This is a genomic window from Streptomyces sp. NPDC031340 (genome assembly GCF_055569945.1).
The window spans coordinates 116,970-131,235 of sequence record NZ_JBVIIE010000022.1 but is presented as its reverse complement, the minus strand read 5'-3'; the positions used below and the strand labels follow the sequence as shown (position 1 = coordinate 131,235).

Sequence of the window (14,266 nt, the reverse complement as noted above, 5' to 3'; positions counted from 1 at the left end):
CATCCAACCCGGCCCAACGCGAGCTCCACGGGCGAAAACCCCGGGCCGGGGAAAGTCCTCGACGCCTCCCCCCCGTGGGGGGGGACCCCCCCCCCCCCCCGGGGCCCCTCCCGTGGTGCCGCGGCACGGCACGCGGGGAGCGGCGCACGGGCGGGCCCGGTGAACCGGGGCCCGCCCGGCAGGGTCGGCCGCCCGTCAGCCCGCCGCGGCGCGCCGCAGGCGCAGGGTCAGGATCTGGAAGGGGCGCAACTCGACGGGGACGCCGTCGTCGACGGGCACCTCCTCCAGCGGCCGTTCCAGCAGATCGGTGATCTGCGCGCCGGCGAGCGGGAAGCCGGTGCGCAGCACGCCCCGGGCGCGGCCGCCGCGGCACTCGTAGAGCCGTACCACGACGTCGCCGGAGGCGTCGTCGGCGAGCTTCACCGCCTCGACGGTCACGCCGTCGCCCCGCACGGAGACGACCGGTTCGGGCGCGCCCGCCGCGTCGGCCACCCGCAGCGGGAGGTTGAGGGCGTAGCCCTCGGCGACCGCGTCCTCGATGTCCGCGCCGGGCAGGAGGGAGTAGGTGAAGCGGTGGCGGCCCTGGTCGGCCCCCGGGTCGGGCACGCGCGGGGCGCGCACCAGGCTGAGGCCGACCGTGGTCGTCGTGCCACCGTCCTCGCGGACCGTGCGGGTGACGTCGTGGCCGTACGTCGAGTCGTTGAGGACGGCGACGCCGTAGCCGGGCTCGGCGAGGTGCACCCAGCGGTGGCCGGAGACCTCGAAGCGGGCCGCCTCCCAGGTGGTGTTGGTGTGGGTGGGGCGCTGGACGTGGCCGAACTGGATCTCCGCCGAGGCGTGCGCGGCGCGGATGTCGACGGGGAAGCCCGCCTTGAGGATCTTCTCGGCCTCGTGCCAGTCGAGGTCGGTCTCGAAGTCGACGCGGGGGCTGCCGGCCCGCAGCGTGATCGTCTGGACGATCGTGGAGCCCTTGCCGAAGGACCGGGAGACCCGGATCGAGGCGAGCAGCGGGTCCTGCTCGACGACCTCGACGCTCGTGGCGTCCAGCAGGTCGGTGTACCGGTTGCGGTAGTGCTTGTCGATGTCCCAGGCGTCCCAGTAGTTGGGCAGGTCGGTGTGCAGCCGCAGCAGGTTGCCCGGGCCGGCGAGCACCTCGCGGTGGGCGCGCAGGTCGAACACGGAGGCCAGGGTGCCGTCCTCGGCCACCTCCACGCGGACCAGGCCGTTGTCGAGGACGCGGCCGTCCACCGTCACCGGCCGCGGCGGCTCGGCGACGGCGAGCGGGGCGCTGCCGTTCGCCGGCACCTCGGCGTACATCGGGACCCCGGTGGCCGTGCGGACGACCTCGGCCCGGTCGTACGGGCTGGTGTTGAAGGCCCGTGCTCCGCCGCCGCCCAGCGCGGCCACCGCCTCGCCGGTCAGTTCCTCCAACTCCTCCGCGACCCGCGCGTATTCGGCCTCCGCCTCGCGGTGCACCCAGGCGATGGAGGAGCCCGGCAGGATGTCGTGGAACTGGTGCAGCAGCACCGTCTTCCACAGCCGGTCCAGCTTCTCGTACGGGTAGGCGTAGCCCGGCGCGTTCAGCGCGGCCGTGGTCGCCCACAACTCGACCTCGCGCAGGCGGTGTTCGGAGCGCCGGTTGCCCTGCTTGGTGCGGGCCTGGGAGGTGTAGGTGGCCCGGTGCAGCTCCAGGTACAGCTCGCCGACCCACACCGGCGCGTCCGGGTACTCCTCGCGGGCCTTGGCGAAGAAGGCGTCGGGGTGCTCGATCTCGACCCGGGGCGATCCCTCCAGGTCGCGCAGCCGGCGCGCCCGTTCCATGATCTCGCGGGTGGGTCCGCCGCCGCCGTCGCCCCAGCCGAAGGGGGCCAGGGAGCGGGTGGCGCCGCCCTTCTCGGCGTAGTTGCGCACCGCGCGGGACATCTCCTCGCCGCTGAAGCGGGCGTTGTAGGTGTCGATGGGCGGGAAGTGGGTGAAGATGCGGGTGCCGTCGATGCCCTCCCACCAGAAGGTGTGGTGGGGGAACTTGTTGGTCTGGTTCCAGGAGATCTTCTGGGTGAGGAACCACTCGTTGCCGGCGAGCTTGGCGAGCTGCGGGTAGGCCGCGGTGTAGCCGAAGGAGTCCGGCAGCCACACCCCCTTGGTCTCGATGCCGAAGTGCTCGAGGAAGAACCGCTTGCCGTGGACGAGCTGGCGGGCGATGGCCTCGCCGCCGGGCAGGTTGCCGTCGGCCTCCACCCACATGCCGCCGACCGGCGCCCACTGGCCCTTCTCGACAGACTTCCTGATCCGCTCCCACACCTGCGGATGGTTGTCGCGCACCCACTCGTACTGCTGGGCCTGCGAGCAGGCGAAGACGAACTCCTCGTACTCCTCGGCCAGGGAGGTGACGTTGGAGAAGGTGCGGGCGGTCTTGCGCTTGGTCTCGCGGACGGGCCACAGCCAGGCGGAGTCGATGTGCGCGTGGCCGACGCCGGAGATCACGTGCGCGCTGGCGTTGGCGGGCTTGGCGAGCACCGGCCGCAGCGCCTCGCGCACGGCGGGGGCCGAACCGGCGACGTCGTCGAGGTCCAGCAGGTCGAGGGCGCGGTCGAGAGCGTGCAGGATCTCGTGGCGGCGCGGGTCGTGCTCGGCGAGCTCCGCCATCAGCTCACGCAGCACCTGAAGATCGAGGTCGAGGTGCCAGACCTGCTCGTCCAGCACCGCGAGGTCGGCGCTGCGGAAGGTGTAGAGGGGCCGGTCGCCCGCGGTGAGGACGTCGCCGAGCGGGGTCGGGCGGGCGAAGTCGTCGGCCAGGATGTCGGGGTTGGAGGCGGCCTCGACCAGGTAGTGGATCTCCTCGCCGCCCGCCGCGGGGGCGGCGACGGGCACGTACTGGTTGAGCGGGTTGACCGCCTTCAGCGGCGTGCCGTCGGCGAGGTGGACCAGGGCCTCGGCCTGGTTGCCCGGCCAGCCGCCGACGAAGCCGAGGTCGATGACGGCCTCGACGCGCCGTCCGGCCCACTCGGCGGGCACCCGTCCGCGCATCCGGAACCAGGTCGTGCCCCAGGGCGGCCCCCAGGGGGTGTCCATGGCGAAGGGCTCATAGGCGGCGGCCGCGGCCCGGTCGAACGGGACCGGCTCGCCCGGCGCCTGCCAGGCCTCGACCGTGAGGGGGACGGTGGCCGCGTAGACCGCGGGCTTGATGCGCTGGGTGTGGAGGCGCTGCGCGCGCTCCTCGATCCGGCGGCGTTCGTCGTGCATGAAGGGTCTCCAGGAAGCCAGGGAGCCGAGCGGGAGCCGGTTGGGGCCGATTGCGAGGTGTCGAGTGCGATTGAGGACGGTTTGGAGTGGTCGGGGAGCGTTGGGACGTTTTGGGGATGGTTTGTGACGACGTGGACAGCGACAGGGGGTGGCCGAAAATGCTTGGGAAAGCGCTTTCTCGACGGGAGCCTACTTGAGGTAGGCCAGTTCGGGATGCGTCGCGGTGTAGTCGTCCACCAGCCGCCGGGCCACGGTCACGGAGTCGACCAGCGGGTGCAGCGCGAACGCCTTCACCGCCGTCCCCCGCGAGCCGGACCCGGCCGCGGCGAGCACCTCGCGCTCGACCGCCTTCACCGCGCACACCAGGCCCGTCGCGTGGCCGGGCAGCGGGTCGACGGCGACCGGGTGCGCGCCGTTGGCGTCGACCAGGCAGGGCACCTCGATGACGGCCTCGGAGTCGAGCGCCGCCAGGGTGCCGCGGTTGCGGACGTTGAGGATCAGGGTGGCGCGTTCGTCGCGGGCGATGGCCCGCATCAGGGCCAGGGCGACCTTCTCGTAGCCGCCGGAGAGGTCGTCGGCCTCGCGCTCGCCGGCGCCGGCGGCCTCCCGGTTCTCCGCCATGTACGTCTCCTCGCGCTCGGCGCGGGTGCGTTCCCAGGCGTCCAGCGCCGACCCGTCCGGGCGGCCGGCCTCCTCGTAGAAGCGGGCCTGCTGGTCGCGCAGGAAGGCGCCGCGGGTCCGCTCCGCCTCCTGGTAGGCGCGTACGGTCTCGCGGTTGAAGTAGTAGTAGTGCAGGTATTCGTTGGGGATCGCGCCCAGGGACCGCAGCCAGTCCGCGCCGAACAGCCGGCCCTCCTCGAAGGAGCCCAGCAGGGTGGAGTCGGCGAGCAGGCGCGGGAGTTCGTCGCGGCCGGCCACCCGCAGGCCGCGGACCCAGCCGAGGTGGTTCAGGCCGACGTAGTCGATCCACGCCTCCCGCGGGTCGGCGCCCAGGACGCGGGCGATCCGGCGGCCCAGGCCGACCGGGGAGTCGCAGATGCCGATGACGCGGTCGCCGAGGTGGCGTGCCATGGCCTCGGTGACCAGGCCGGCCGGGTTGGTGAAGTTGATGACCCAGGCGTCGGGGGCGAGCCGGGCGACCCGCCGGGCGATGTCGACGGCGACCGGGACCGTGCGCAGCCCGTAGGCGATGCCGCCCGCGCCGACGGTCTCCTGGCCGAGGACGCCCTGGGCCAGCGCCACCCGCTCGTCCTCCGCCCGGCCCCGCAGGCCGCCGACCCGGATCGCGGAGAACACGAAGTCGGCGCCCCGCAGCGCCTCGTCGAGGTCGGTGGTGGCGCTCACCTCGGGGGCGTCGGGCACGGCGGCGGCCTGCTCGGCGAGCACCCGGGTGACCGCGGCCAGCCGCCCCGCGTCCAGGTCGTGCAGCACGACCCGGGTCACCCGCCCCTGCGCGCGGTCCCCGAGCAGCGCCCCGTACACCAGCGGCACCCGGAAACCTCCGCCGCCCAGAATCGTCAGCCTCACTCCTGCACCTTTCCCGCCGAAACCGCCGCGCGGCCCGCCTCCCGCGGGGAGGAACGGGCCGGCGGGGCGGCCGGCGCCTCTCGCACGTGTGCGGTCCAATCTCGCAGACCGCACCCGCCCGCGGGCCGGCCCCGGCCGGCCGTCCCGGACGAGAGGAGGCCGCGACCCTCATCGGGCACCGGCCGGTCCACCGGCCGGTCCACCGTTCCACCGGTCCGCGGCACCGGCCGTTCACCGGTCGGCGACACCGGGCGTCTCAGCCGATTCGCACGATTCATGCGGTGAACTCACCTGCCCCGCAAGGACTTTCCTTGTTTTAACTCTTGACGACCGGAGGCACGGAGAGCACATTGGGGCCACTTTGAGAGCGCTCTCACTCTGCTCCCGAAGTCACCAGGCACCCCACGCACGAACTCCGCAGGAGCTCCGCACCGACTTCCGCATGGACCCCCGTACCCGAGAGGCACCCCACATGAGTGACACCTCCGGCACCCCCCGCAGACGGCGCCCGCTGCGGCGGGTGCTCGTCGCCGTCCTCGGCACGCTCGGCCTGACGGCCGCCGCCGCCACCATCGCCGTACCGTCCGCGAACGCCTCCGCGCCCACGCCGCCGTCGGGCTGGACACAGGTGTTCCTCGACGACTTCGACGGCGCCGCCGGCTCCGGCGTCAACACCGCCAACTGGCTCTACGACACCGGGACTTCCTACCCGGGCGGCGCCGCCAACTGGGGCACCGGCGAGGTCGAGACGATGACCAACAGCACGAGCAACGTCTCGCTCGACGGCAACGGCAACCTGCGCATCACCCCGCTGCGCGACTCCTCCGGCCACTGGACCTCGGGCCGCATCGAGACCCAGCGCACCGACTTCCAGCCGCCGTCCGGCGGCAAGCTGCGCATCGAAGCGCGCCTGCAGATGCCCGACGTCACCGGCACCGCGGCGGAGGGCTACTGGCCGGCGTTCTGGGCGCTGGGCTCCCCCTTCCGCGGCAACTACCAGAACTGGCCGGGCGTCGGCGAGCTGGACATCATGGAGAACGTCCAGGGCCTGAACAAGGTCTGGGCCACGATGCACTGCGGCACGAACCCGGGCGGCCCCTGCAACGAGACGACCGGCATCGGCAACTCCGTCGCGTGCCCGAACACCACCTGCCAGTCGGGCTTCCACACCTACTCCATGGAGTGGGACCGCTCGGTGAGCCCGGAGGCGATCCGCTTCTCCGTCGACGGCGTCAACTACCACACGGTGACGGCCAGTCAGGTGGACGCGACGACGTGGGCGAACGCCACCAACCACGGCTTCTTCGTCATCCTGAACGTGGCGATGGGCGGCGGCTTCCCGGACGCCTTCGGCGGCGGACTGGACGCCGACACCCAGCCTGGCCACCCGATGGTCGTCGACTACGTCCAGGTCCTCCAGTCGGGCGGTGGGAGCAGCACCACGCCGCCGCCCTCCGGCAACCGCGACGCCTACAGCGCCATCCAGGCCGAGTCCTACGACAGCCAGTCCGGCGTCGTCACCGAGACCACCTCCGACACCGGCGGCGGCCAGGACATCGGCTACCTCGCCAATGGCGACTGGGCCCTGTACAAGGGCGTCAACTTCGGATCCACGGCGGCCACGCAGTTCTTCGCGAGGGTGGCCAGCGGCGCCGCGTCCGGGGTCAGCGGCCTGGTCGAGGTACGGCTGGACAGCCGCACCTCCGCCCCGGTCGGCAGTTTCGCGCTGGCCAACACGGGCGGCTGGCAGACCTGGAAGACGGTCCCGGCCAACATCAGCGCGGTGACCGGCACGCACGACGTGTACCTCACCTTCTCCAGCGGCCAGCCGTCCGACTTCGTCAACGTCAACTGGTTCGACTTCGGCCACTGACCGGCCTCAGGGAGGCAAGGCGGTTGACCGGCCTCAGCGAGGCAAGGCGGTTGACCGGCCGCCGTCCGGCCCGGTCGCGGCCCGCGAGGGGGCTCCACGCGTCTGCGTGGAGCCCCCTTTCAGGCGTCAGCGCATCTCCGCCCGGAACGCCGCCGGGGTCAGATCGGTGTGCTGGTGGAAGAACTTGGAGAAGTTCGCGGCGTCCGGGAAACCGACCGCGGCGCCGACCCGGCCGATGGGCAGGTCGGTGTGGGCCAGCAGGCGCTTGGCCTCCAGGACGACCCGCTTGTCGATGAAACCCTTGGGCGTCTCGCCGGTGGCGGCGCGCACCGCGCGCACCAGGGTGCGGCGGGAGTAGCCGAGGGCGTCGGCGTAGGCGCTGACGCTGTGGTTGGTGGCGAAGCCCTCCTCCACCGCGTCCCGGAAGAGCGTGAACGTCGTGTCGGCCTGCCGGCGCGCCGCCTCCGCGGAGCTCGCCGCCAGGTGCGCGAGCCGCAGCAGGAACGCCGTGAGCGAGTGGCGCAGCACCGCCGTGTGCAGGCTCACCGGCAGCGTGGCCGCGTCCTCGTACTCGCGCCGCAGCTGGTCCAGGGAGTCGCGCAGGCCGGTCAGCCGGGGGCCGTCGGGGCGCAGCAGCGGCGGCAGGTCGTAGCGGTACAGGCCGGTCGCCTCCACGGTGGCGCGGGGCAGGAAGCCGGGCTGCATGGTCAGGACGGTTCCGCGGTACTCGTCCGTCTCGGAGAAGCGGTGGACCTGTCCGGGGCGGATCCACAGCAGGTCGCCGGCCGTCGCCTCGTACTCGGCGAAGTCGATCATGTGACGGACCGGGCCGTCGCTGAACAGCATGACGACGTGGAAGTCGATGCGGTGCACCCGGTGCGGGGGCGCGGCGGAGTGCCACGTGTGGTCCGCGCCCAGCGGGCCCACCCGCATGCCGACTCCGCCGACGCTCAGCTCGACCGGGAAGGGGAACGTCCTGATTCCGCCGCCGTCGCCGTCCGCGCCGTCCGCGCCGGCTCTCCCTCGGATGATGTCGTCCGCCATGTCCCTCTCGCCCCGCCCCGCCGGCGTTTCCGCTCGTGCCGACGTTCCCGCTCGTGCCGACGTTCCCGCTCGTGCCGATGCTCTCTCCGGTGTCCCACTTTCACCACAGGCTGGCACAACGGCACCTTCCCTGTTAAAAGTCAGACTTTTAAGTTTGAACGCGTTTGTCAGTCCCCTTCGCTCGGATCGAGGATTTCTTGAAGATGAGCACGCAGACCGCGGACCGCTTGGAATGGACCGAACTCGACCGGCGTGCCGTCGACACCGCGCGCCTGCTGGCGGCCGATGCCGTGCAGAAGGTGGGAAACGGCCACCCGGGCACCGCCATGAGTCTGGCGCCGGCGGCATACACGATCTTTCAGAAGGTGATGCGTCACGACCCGGCCGATCCGGAGTGGACCGGCCGTGACCGTTTCGTGCTGTCCCCCGGGCACACCTCGCTGACCCTCTACACCCAGCTCTACCTCGCCGGGTACGAGCTCGGCCTGGACGACCTGAAGGCATTCCGCACCCGCGGCTCGAAGACGCCCGGCCACCCGGAGTACGGGCACACGGCCGGCGTGGAGACCACCACCGGCCCGCTGGGCCAGGGCGTCGCCAACGCCGTCGGCATGGCGATGGCGGCCCGCTACGAGCGCGGTCTGTTCGACCCCGGGGCCCCCGACGGCGCCTCCCCCTTCGACCACACCGTCTGGGCGATCGTCTCCGACGGCGACCTGGAGGAGGGGGTCTCCGCGGAGGCGTCCTCGCTGGCCGGGCACCAGCGGCTCGGCAACCTCGTCCTGCTCTACGACGACAACCACATCTCCATCGAGGGCGACACCGCGACCGCGTTCTCCGAGAACGTGCTGGGGCGGTACGCGGCCTACGGCTGGCACACCCAACGCGTCGAGCCGGCCGAGAACGGCGACGTCGACGTGCACGCCCTGTACGCGGCGCTGCGGGCGGCGCGGGCCGAGACCGGGCGGCCGTCCATCATCGCGATGCGGACGATCATCGCCTGGCCCGCTCCGCACGCCCAGAACACCGAGGCCGCGCACGGCTCGGCGCTCGGCGCGGACGAGGTCGCCGCCACCAAGCGGATCCTCGGCTTCGACCCCGAGCGGGACTTCCAGGTCGACGACGACGTCCTCGCCCACACCCGGGGCGCCCTGGACCGCGGCGCGGAGGCGCACGCCGCCTGGGACAAACGGCTGGACGAGTGGCGCGGCGCCTACCCCGGGCGGGCGGAGCTGTTCGACCGGATCGTCGCCGGGCGGCTGCCCGACGGCTGGCAGGACGCCCTGCCGGTGTTCGAGGAGGGCAAGGCGGTCGCCACGCGTGCCGCGTCCGGCAAGGTGCTGCAGGCGCTCGGCGCGGTGATCCCGGAGCTGTGGGGCGGCTCCGCCGACCTGGCCGGCTCCAACAACACCACCATCGACAAGACGTCGTCCTTCCTGCCGGAGGGCAACCCGCTGCCCGGCGCCGACCCGTACGGGCGGACGATCCACTTCGGCATCCGCGAGTTCTCGATGGCCGCGGAGATGAACGGCATCGCGCTGCACGGCAACACCCGGATCTACGGCGGCACCTTCCTGGTGTTCTCCGACTACATGCGCAACGCGGTGCGCATGTCGGCGCTGATGCAGCTGCCGGTGACGTACGTGTGGACGCACGACTCCATCGGCCTCGGCGAGGACGGCCCGACCCACCAGCCGGTCGAGCACCTGGCGTCGCTGCGCGCGATCCCCGGCCTGAACGTGGTCCGCCCGGCGGACGCCAACGAGACCGCCGTCGCCTGGGCGGAGATCCTCGAGCGGCACGCCACGCGCCCCGCCCCGCACGGTCTCGCGCTGACCCGCCAGGGCGTGCCGACGTACGCGCCGAACCCGGACGCGGCCAAGGGCGGCTACGTGCTGCGCGAGTCGTCCACGCCGGCCCCCGAGGTGATCCTGATCGCCACCGGTTCCGAGGTGCAGCTCGCGGTCGCGGCGCGGGAGCTGCTGGAGGCCGACGGCGTCGGCGCCCGGGTGGTGTCGATGCCGTCCGTGGAGTGGTTCGAGGAGCAGCCGAGCGAGTACCGCGAGCGGGTGCTGCCGCCGGAGGTGCGGGCGCGCGTCGCCGTCGAGGCCGGGATCGGCCTGACCTGGCACCGCTTCGTCGGCGACGCCGGCCGGATCGTCTCCCTGGAGCACTTCGGCGCCTCCGCGGCCGCCGGGACCCTGTTCGCCGAGTTCGGCTTCACCCCCGAGAACGTCGTCGCCGCCGCCCGGGAATCGCTGGCCGCCGCCCGCGGTTGATGCGAGCGCGAGGAAGAAGATGATCAAGAAGAAGATGATCGCTGTGAGCGAAGCGACCGCGACCGCGACCGCGGGAGCACTCGAATCGGAGGCGGCCCGGCACGACCTGCCGGCCGCGGTGACGAAATCCCTGAAGCACAAGGGAGTTGATGCTGTATGAGCGCCACTCCGCTGGAGGAGGTGACGGCTCCGGCCACCGGATGGGTCAACCCGCTGCGGGACGCCCGCGACCGCCGGCTGCCCCGCGTCGCGGGCCCGTCCGGCCTGGTCATCTTCGGCGTCACCGGCGACCTGTCCCGCAAGAAGCTGATGCCGGCCGTGTACGACCTCGCCAACCGGGGCCTGCTGCCGCCGGGTTTCTCACTCGTCGGCTTCGCCCGCCGGGACTGGGAGGACCAGGACTTCGCGCAGGTCGTCCACGACGCCGTGCGCGACCACTCCCGTACGCCGTTCCGGGAGGAGGTCTGGCAGCAGCTCGCGGAGGGCATGCGGTTCATCCCGGGCGACTTCGACGACGACACGGCGTTCAAGCAGCTGCGGCAGACCGTCGACGAGCTCGACAGGGCCCGCGGCACCGGCGGCAACTTCGCCTTCTACCTGTCGGTGCCGCCGAAGTTCTTCCCGAAGGTCGTGCGGCAGCTGAAGAAGCACGGGCTGGCGGACGCCCGGGAGGGGTCCTGGCGGCGCGCGGTCATCGAGAAGCCGTTCGGCCGCGACCTGGCGAGCGCGCGTGAGCTGAACGCGATCGTGCACGACGTGTTCGAGCCGGACCAGGTGTTCCGCATCGACCACTACCTGGGCAAGGAGACCGTCCAGAACATCCTGGCGCTGCGCTTCGCCAACCAGCTGTTCGAGCCGATCTGGAACCGGTCCTTCGTGGACCACGTGCAGATCACCATGGCCGAGGACATCGGCATCGGCGGCCGGGCCGGTTACTACGACGGCATCGGCTCGGCCCGTGACGTCATCCAGAACCACCTGCTGCAGCTGCTGGCGCTGACCGCCATGGAGGAGCCCGCCTCCTTCGACGCGCCGTCGCTGCTGATGGAGAAGCTGAAGGTGCTCAGGGCCGTGAAGCTGCCCGAGGATCTCGGCCGGCACACGGTGCGGGCCCAGTACACGGGCGCCTGGCAGGGCGGCGAGAAGGTGCGCGGCTACCTGGAGGAGGACGGCATCGACCCGGACTCCACCACCGACACCTACGCGGCGGTCCGGCTGAACGTCGACAACCGCCGCTGGGCGGGCGTCCCCTTCTACCTGCGCACCGGCAAGCGGCTGGGCCGCCGGGTCACCGAGATAGCCGTGGTGTTCCAGCGGGCGCCGCACTCCCCCTTCGACTCCACGGCGACGGAGGAGCTGGGCCAGAACGCCATCGTCATCCGCGTCCAGCCGGACGAGGGCGTCACCGTCCGCTTCGGCTCCAAGGTGCCGGGCACCTCGATGGAGATCCGGGACGTGACCATGGACTTCGCCTACGGCGAGTCGTTCACCGAGTCCAGCCCGGAGGCGTACGAGCGTCTCATCCTGGACGTGCTGCTCGGCGACGCCAACCTCTTCCCCCGTCACCAGGAGGTGGAAGAGTCGTGGCGGATCCTCGACCCGATCGAGGAGCACTGGGCGACCGACGGCAGGCCCGCGCGCTACGCCGCGGGCAGCTGGGGACCCGGGGAAGCCGACGAGATGCTCGCACAAGACGGACGGAGCTGGCGCAGGCCATGAAGATCGACCTGACGGACACCACGGCAAGCAAGATCAACAAGGCGTTGGTGCAGGGTCGCCGCGCCATCGGCACCCCCGCCGTGGGCATGGTGCTGACGATGGTGATCGTCACCGACGAGGAGAACGCCTACGACTCGATCAAGGCGGCCGAGGAGGCCTCGCACGAGCACCCCTCGCGCACCCTGGTCGTCATCAAGCGGCACGCCCGCACCCCGCGCGACCGCCACAACTCCCACCTCGACGCCGAGGTGCGGGTGGGCGCCGACGCGGGCACCGGCGAGACGGTCGTCCTGCGCACGTACGGCGAGGTGTCCGAGCACGCCGACTCCGTCGTGCTGCCGCTGCTGCTGCCCGACGCGCCGGTCGTCGTGTGGTGGCCGGTGGAGGCACCGGAGGACCCGGCCAAGGACCCGCTGGGCGCTCTCGCGCAGCGCAGGATCACCGACCTGTACGCCGCCGAGAACCCGCTGGAGGCCCTCCGGGCCCGCGCCCGCTCCTACGCCCCCGGCGACACCGACCTCGCCTGGACCCGGCTGACCCCGTGGCGTTCCATGCTCGCCGCGGCCCTGGACCAGGCCCGGACGAAGATCGTCTCGGGCGCGGTGGAGGCCGAGGCCGACAACCCGGCCGCCGAGTTGCTGGCGCGCTGGCTGGAGGCACGGCTGCACGTGAAGATCGACCGGGTCGTCACCGCCGGCCCGGTGGTCACCGCGGTGCGCCTGGGCACCCAGCAGGGCGAGATCGTCATCGACCGCCCCGAGGGCCCGCTGGCCACGCTGACCCTGCCGCACCAGCCTTCCCGCACCCTCGCGCTGAAGGTCCGCACCACCTCCGAACTCATCGCCGAGGAGCTGCGGCGCCTCGACGCGGACGAGATGTACGCCGTGGCCCTGCGCGGCGAGTCCCCCAAGGAGAACGCCTCTCATGTCTGACGCCCCCCAGCTCACCCGGCGGCCCGAGTGGACCGCCCTGCAGGACCACCGCGCCCGGCGACAGCCCCACCTGCGCGAGCTGTTCGCCTCGGACCCGGGGCGTGCGCAGCGGTACGTGGTCCGCGTGGGCGACCTGCGCATCGACTACTCCAAGCACCTGGTCACCGACGAGACGCTGGCCCTGCTGCGGGAACTGGCCGCCGCCACCGACGTGTTCGGCCTGCGCGACGCGATGTTCCGCGGCGAGAAGATCAACGTCACCGAGGACCGGGCGGTACTGCACACCGCGCTGCGCGCCCCGCGCGACGCGGTGATCGAGGTCGACGGTGAGAACGTGGTGCCCAAGGTCCACGAAGTCCTCGACCGGATGGCCGGCTTCGCCGGGCGCGTCCGCTCCGGCGAGTGGACCGGCCACACCGGCCGGCGCATCCGCAACGTCGTCAACATCGGCATCGGCGGCTCCGACCTGGGCCCGGCGATGGCCTACGAGGCCCTGCGCGCCTACACGGCACGGGAGTTGACGTTCCGGTTCGTGTCGAACGTGGACGGCGCCGACCTGCACGAGGCCGTCCGCGACCTGGACCCGGCGGAGACGCTGTTCATCGTCGCGTCCAAGACGTTCACCACCATCGAGACCATCACCAACGCCACCTCGGCCCGGTCCTGGCTGCTCGCGGGGCTCGGCGGCGACGAGAAGGCGGTCGCCCGGCACTTCGTCGCCCTGTCGACGAACGCCGAGAAGGTCACCGGCTTCGGCATCGACCCGGACAACATGTTCGAGTTCTGGGACTGGGTCGGCGGCCGCTACTCCTACGACTCGGCCATCGGCCTGTCCCTGATGATCGCCATCGGCCCGGACCGCTTCCGGGAGATGCTCGACGGCTTCCGCATCGTCGACGAGCACTTCCGCACCGCCGAACCCGCCGCCAACGCCCCGCTGATCATGGGCCTGCTGGGCATCTGGTACGGCAACTTCTGCGACGCCCAGTCGCACGCCGTGCTGCCCTACAGCCACTACCTGTCCAAGTTCACCGCCTACCTCCAGCAGTTGGACATGGAGTCCAACGGCAAGTCGGTGCAGCGCGACGGGCAGCCGGTGGACTGGCAGACCGGGCCGGTCGTGTGGGGCACGCCGGGCACCAACGGGCAGCACGCCTACTACCAGTTGATCCACCAGGGCACCAAGCTGATCCCGGCCGACTTCATCGGCTTCGCCGAGCCGGTCGCCGAGCTCGGCGACGAGCTGAAGGCGCAGCACGACCTGCTGATGGCGAACTTCTTCGCGCAGACGCAGGCCCTCGCCTTCGGCAAGACGCCGGACGAGGTCCGCGCGGAGGGCGTCCCGGAGGAGCTGGTCGCGCACAAGACGTTCCGGGGCGACCACCCGACGACCACCATCCTGGCGCGGGAACTCACCCCGTCCGTGCTCGGCCAGCTCATCGCCCTCTACGAGCACAAGGTGTTCGTCCAGGGCGCCGTATGGAACATCGACTCCTTCGACCAGTGGGGCGTCGAACTCGGCAAGGTGCTGGCCAAGCGCGTCGAACCCGCCCTGACCGAAGGGGCCGACGTCCCCGGCCTCGATCCCTCCACCAGCGCGCTGGTGGCCGCTTACCGCGAGCTCAAGGAAGTGAACTGAACCATGACTG

General features: G+C 72.0%; 9 protein-coding genes. 6 read left to right on the top strand and 3 right to left on the bottom strand.

Features of this window, described 5'->3' with window-relative positions; translation table 11 throughout:
• Nucleotides 1-195: 195 nt before the first annotated feature.
• Both ACZ5GT_RS19320 and ACZ5GT_RS19315 read right to left on the bottom strand, forming a co-directional pair.
• Complete coding sequence (locus tag ACZ5GT_RS19320) at nt 196-3,243, bottom strand: alpha-mannosidase (RefSeq protein ID WP_469025215.1); 3,048 nt, start codon at nt 3,241-3,243, stop codon at nt 196-198.
• A gap of 189 nt (nt 3,244-3,432) precedes the next feature.
• Nucleotides 3,433-4,770, bottom strand: coding sequence for a 6-phospho-beta-glucosidase (locus tag ACZ5GT_RS19315; protein WP_469025210.1), 1,338 nt, complete (start codon nt 4,768-4,770; stop codon nt 3,433-3,435).
• Between the two features lie 472 nt (nt 4,771-5,242).
• Between ACZ5GT_RS19315 and ACZ5GT_RS19310 the strand changes: the two genes are divergently transcribed.
• Nucleotides 5,243-6,643, top strand: a complete 1,401-nt coding sequence (locus ACZ5GT_RS19310) for a glycoside hydrolase family 16 protein (RefSeq protein ID WP_469025203.1) — start codon at nt 5,243-5,245, stop codon at nt 6,641-6,643.
• A 126-nt stretch (nt 6,644-6,769) separates the two neighbouring features.
• Here ACZ5GT_RS19310 and ACZ5GT_RS19305 read toward each other — a convergent pair whose 3' ends face one another.
• On the bottom strand, nt 6,770-7,687 hold the full coding sequence (locus tag ACZ5GT_RS19305; protein WP_469025197.1) for a helix-turn-helix transcriptional regulator: 918 nt from the start codon (nt 7,685-7,687) through the stop codon (nt 6,770-6,772).
• A 203-nt stretch (nt 7,688-7,890) separates the two neighbouring features.
• Here ACZ5GT_RS19305 and tkt point away from each other — a divergent pair, with 203 nt between their 5' ends.
• The 5 genes from tkt to pgi are packed head-to-tail and all read left to right on the top strand — an operon-like array spanning nt 7,891 to nt 14,256.
• A complete protein-coding gene (tkt, locus tag ACZ5GT_RS19300; protein WP_469025191.1) occupies nt 7,891-9,966 on the top strand; it encodes a transketolase in 2,076 nt (691 codons plus the stop codon).
• Between the two features lie 19 nt (nt 9,967-9,985).
• Nucleotides 9,986-10,126, top strand: coding sequence for a hypothetical protein (locus tag ACZ5GT_RS19295; RefSeq protein ID WP_469025186.1), 141 nt, complete (start codon nt 9,986-9,988; stop codon nt 10,124-10,126).
• Nucleotides 10,123-11,685: a glucose-6-phosphate dehydrogenase gene (zwf, locus tag ACZ5GT_RS19290; protein ID WP_469025174.1), complete on the top strand. Its 1,563-nt coding sequence runs from the start codon at nt 10,123-10,125 to the stop codon at nt 11,683-11,685. Before ACZ5GT_RS19295 ends, zwf begins: the two co-directional genes overlap by 4 nt.
• Nucleotides 11,682-12,617 (top strand): glucose-6-phosphate dehydrogenase assembly protein OpcA, encoded by a 936-nt coding sequence (gene opcA, locus ACZ5GT_RS19285; RefSeq protein WP_469025170.1) that lies wholly within the window; start codon nt 11,682-11,684, stop codon nt 12,615-12,617. Before zwf ends, opcA begins: the two co-directional genes overlap by 4 nt.
• The gene (pgi, locus tag ACZ5GT_RS19280) at nt 12,610-14,256 is read left to right on the top strand and encodes a glucose-6-phosphate isomerase (RefSeq protein ID WP_469025167.1); all 1,647 of its coding nucleotides are present in this window, start codon (nt 12,610-12,612) and stop codon (nt 14,254-14,256) included. Before opcA ends, pgi begins: the two co-directional genes overlap by 8 nt.
• Nucleotides 14,257-14,266 lie beyond the last annotated feature (10 nt).

Bases quoted from the DNA above. Each gene is read 5' to 3' on its own strand.
- ACZ5GT_RS19320 (WP_469025215.1), bottom strand. From the start codon at position 3,243: ATGCACGACGAACGCCGCCGGATCGAGGAGCGCGCGCAGCGCCTCCAC.
- ACZ5GT_RS19310 (WP_469025203.1), top strand. From the start codon at position 5,243: ATGAGTGACACCTCCGGCACCCCCCGCAGACGGCGCCCGCTGCGGCGG.
- ACZ5GT_RS19305 (WP_469025197.1), bottom strand. From the start codon at position 7,687: ATGGCGGACGACATCATCCGAGGGAGAGCCGGCGCGGACGGCGCGGAC.
- tkt (WP_469025191.1), top strand. From the start codon at position 7,891: ATGAGCACGCAGACCGCGGACCGCTTGGAATGGACCGAACTCGACCGG.
- ACZ5GT_RS19295 (WP_469025186.1), top strand. From the start codon at position 9,986: ATGATCAAGAAGAAGATGATCGCTGTGAGCGAAGCGACCGCGACCGCG.
- zwf (WP_469025174.1), top strand. From the start codon at position 10,123: ATGAGCGCCACTCCGCTGGAGGAGGTGACGGCTCCGGCCACCGGATGG.
- opcA (WP_469025170.1), top strand. From the start codon at position 11,682: ATGAAGATCGACCTGACGGACACCACGGCAAGCAAGATCAACAAGGCG.
- pgi (WP_469025167.1), top strand. From the start codon at position 12,610: ATGTCTGACGCCCCCCAGCTCACCCGGCGGCCCGAGTGGACCGCCCTG.